This is a genomic window from Bacillus sp. JJ1503 (assembly GCF_036965125.1).
In the GTDB taxonomy this organism is placed as follows: domain Bacteria; phylum Bacillota; class Bacilli; order Bacillales; family Cytobacillaceae; genus Cytobacillus.
Window position 1 is genome coordinate 1 of sequence record NZ_JBALOZ010000172.1, and the last position, 3,761, is coordinate 3,761.

Annotated in this window: 2 protein-coding genes and 1 pseudogene; 1 reads left to right on the forward strand and 2 read right to left on the reverse strand. The window is 33.5% G+C overall.

Annotated elements, in window-relative coordinates; translation table 11 throughout:
* Window positions 1-142 precede the first annotated feature (142 nt).
* A pseudogene (locus tag V7149_RS13910) lies at window positions 143-860 on the forward strand (transposase); the annotation flags it as partial.
* Window positions 861-978: 118 nt separating this feature from the next.
* Here the strand turns inward: V7149_RS13910 and V7149_RS26535 are convergent.
* On the reverse strand, window positions 979-1,155 hold the full coding sequence (locus tag V7149_RS26535; RefSeq protein WP_438824117.1) for an IS3 family transposase: 177 nt from the start codon (window positions 1,153-1,155) through the stop codon (window positions 979-981).
* Window positions 1,156-1,821: 666 nt separating this feature from the next.
* Window positions 1,822-2,991: a CaiB/BaiF CoA transferase family protein gene (locus V7149_RS13920; RefSeq protein ID WP_335346219.1), complete on the reverse strand. Its 1,170-nt coding sequence runs from the start codon at window positions 2,989-2,991 to the stop codon at window positions 1,822-1,824.
* Window positions 2,992-3,761: the final 770 nt, after the last annotated feature.

Here is a 3,761-nt window from a genome sequence, read left to right on the forward strand (position 1 = left end):
GTTAATGACAACGCAAACAACCGGCCTCTAAATAGGGGCACAGTAAAAGTCCCCATTAAGTATTAAAGGTAAAATACCTCATAATCTGAGGAAATTATACCTTTTTTGATGCATAATTATAGAATCAATTTTAAACCTGTGGGCCATCGAGAAAGAAATCATTAAAAGTAAATCCATTATCGTGGATGCCACCCACACGCTCGCTACATTCAGAAATCAGATAGAGAAATTTTATTGGACTTTTCTAAAATGCTGAGAAAAGCTGTTTATAAGATGGATAAAACACTGAATAATAAGATTACAAAAAAAATACAACCGATGTTCTGGAAGATGAACTCGACTATTGCCAAAAACTCATTGACGTGATTGAAAAGGAAGATATCCTTAACCAGATCCAAAAGTAAAGGAACTATTAAACCTTTTAAAAGAAATAGATACTTGCTGATGATATTGAACACTTACAGATTTCAGAAGATAAGGATGTAAAAGTTGGACATAAAAGTCGGATTCCTCATTTTTTGGGTATATGACACATCTTGCCAAAAGAGAAGAATGGATTATCACGGATGCAACTGTTACGACTGGAGAAAAAAATGACGGAAAACAATTACAAACACTAATTGGAAATAGTATCAAAGCTGGATGGAAGTTGAAACGTTAATTGGTGATGCAGCTTATTTGAAAAGGGAAATATAGAGTATGCAGATGACAAAAAAATAAAATTAGTAGCCAAACTGAAGCCTTCTGTAACACAGGGATTTCGTAAAAAAGAGGAAGAATTTGAATTCAAAAAAGATGCTGGGATATATGTTTGTAAAGCTGGACATATGGCGATAAGGTATGCTACTACGTTAAGAAAATTGAAACAGATTTCTACCGTGCTTTCGCTTAGTGTACTCCATAAAAAATTTTACAAGATGAGCGTTTTTAAACTTTTTATGGAGGTAAAATCTAAGCTACAGATGGATTATATAAACGCTAGAATTCATTCGGAGTATGGTAATTCAGAGTTAAATTGCTCCTCTTTGAGTTGTAGAAAAACTCGATGTATTCAAACAGTGATATTTTCGCTTCATCTCTCGTTCTATACCTAGTTTGATAAACAAGTTCTCGTTTTAAAATACCGTGGAATGACTCAATACATACCATTATCATAACAGTTGCCTTTACGACTCATACTGCTTTTTATCTGGTAATTTTTTAGTAGTTTCTGATATTCAGAGGCAGCAAACTGAAAACCACTATCAGAATGATGAACCAGATCTTTTCTGGACTTCTGACGATTATAATCCAATCAATGGGGACTTCCGCTGCCGATTAATATCGATGATAGAAGTCTCAAATGAGTAAAGCCTACTACTATGGGCTTAATCAATGGTTTGCAACTAAACTAAATTATGGTTGATAAGGCATTAATAGTGAATTTCAGGACATAAAGAAAAGGTACTTGGCTATCGCTCAGATAAAAGTATCGTTGCTATGATTTATTACTTCATGGTAAATCAGATTTTGCATTAAAAATGTAAAAAAGAATGAGTAACAGTCCGGAGCAATGCATTGCTTCGCAACTGAACCCATTCCCTTGTCCGTTTTTAAATTTCTAAGAAAAATAGACTATGATTTTCTACAAAACAACTGTAAATGGCGAAGAGCTTAATAATCATACTCAACTCATCCAAATTAAGTTGAATACCCGTTAATTAAACCTCTTACATCTCTTTAATTCACAATATAATGAATCTGTGGAATTCAGTAACGAAAAATCATTTCCCATATTCTACAAATCTCTCCGAATATGCTATTTACACTTATTACTTAAAATTATAAACTAGGATACAACCATTCTTGTAAAACTTCTTGATTATGTTCCCCTAATTTTGGAGGGTTCCTGTATAATTCGAATTCAAAATCAGATATCATTATAGGAAATCCAATAAACTTTTCTTTTATTCCATTTGGTAATTTATGTATATGAATGACTCCCATAGAATTTATGTGTTCATCATTTAGAATCTGATGGTAGTCATTAATAGGGGCACACGGTACTCCTTTTGCATCAAATAGCGCAAGCCAATCCATCGCAATTCTTGTGGAAAATATATCTTGTAATATTTTAGCTAACTCTTTTTGGTTTTTAGCCCTTAGCTGTTGTGTTATAAATCGCTCATCATTGATCAGATTCGGTAAGCCTACAATTACACATACATCTTTCCATAATTTATCATTACCGGCAGCTATAACAAATGGTTTATCCTTTGCTCGAAAACCTTGATATGGTGCATTTCTTGGATGGGCTGAACCCATACGCATAGGTGATTCTCCGGTACCGTAATATTGGCTTGTTTGAAGTGCTGAAATGCCTAGTAAACTCCCAATCATTGAACTATCAATGTGTGCTCCAACTCCATCCTTTTCCACCCTAACCAGAGCGGCCATTATGGTATATGCAGCATATAATCCACATGCAAAATCTCCAATTGGTACCCCACTCTTTACAGGTGAACCTTCTTCCTCACCTGTTACACTCATTAAACCGCTAATTGCTTGAACAGTTACATCAAATGCTCCTTTTTCAGCGTAAGGCCCTTTTTGACCATAACCAGATATTGAACAATAAACAATTCTGGGATTTAAACGATTTGCCTCTTCATATCCAAGACCTAGACGGTCCAATACACCAGGCCTATAATTTTCTATTATTACATCAGCTTCTGAACACAATTTCTTTAACATTTCTAATTGACTTTCATCTTTTAAATCAATTGTTATACTTCGTTTGTTTCGATTTAAGGAGGCAAAATTACTGCTGAACTTTTCACCATTTTCATTCTCTATAATAGGTGGCCATTGCCGCATACCGTCTCCGCCATCTGGCCTTTCAACTTTAACTACATCTGCTCCTAAATCTGCTAAAAGCATTCCAGTAAATGGTCCTGCAGCTATTTGTCCAAGTTCAATAACCTTAATCCCAGAAAGTGGCTTTTTAGCCATAATTAAAAACCCCCTCGTTCTTGATTACAAAATAAAAATGTTATTTAAAATTATTTTATACTTTATAATCACTCTCAATAAGTCTTCTATTATTATTTCTTTTACGGAAATGTACTGCCAATATGGGTGCTTGCTCATTTCTTAAACGCAGTCAAACAGATGTCTAAGGGATAGCAACAAAGCTGATGTGGATTTAAAAAAGAACTCAAGGGATATGTGCAGTATTAAAGCATACAATATAAACATTTTATTATAAGTTAAGCTCCTTCAAAACGCACTAAATAACAGGTAATTAGTTAACTATGTATTAACAGATACATGGTTATACATAAACATCTTTAATTGAATCTCTTGTTTATTTTTGGATGGTTAAAAAGTTGAAACAGCGCTAGTGTAACAAAGAAAAGGCTCTTGAAACTGGAATTCTTCTTAAATAAATCATATCTACATTGAAAGAACGATGTTATTCGGACTATTCAAATAGCCCTAATAGAGCATCATTTCCGTTACAGATTGTTTTAATTAGAAATCGCAAGAGAAGAGTAAGGTTTATCTTAAAGTTCGGATAAGAAACAGATTCGATGAGACGTAGAAGTGGTTACCTAAGCCAGTTTGATACTAGTTACGATAACTTAAACACAATTGAGAAATAGGCCCTGATTAATTTGTATAACTTTATTGAGGAATGATTCGAGAAATAAAGATATTTATACATATCTGATAATTAAAAAAATATTAACCTAATAGGAGTTAATTGTCAATAGTAATAA

What these genes read in the sequence shown, in the direction of transcription:
- V7149_RS26535 (WP_438824117.1), bottom strand. Translation starts at nt 1,155, where the DNA reads ATGATAATGGTATGTATTGAGTCATTCCACGGTATTTTAAAACGAGAA.
- V7149_RS13920 (WP_335346219.1), bottom strand. Translation starts at nt 2,991, where the DNA reads ATGGCTAAAAAGCCACTTTCTGGGATTAAGGTTATTGAACTTGGACAA.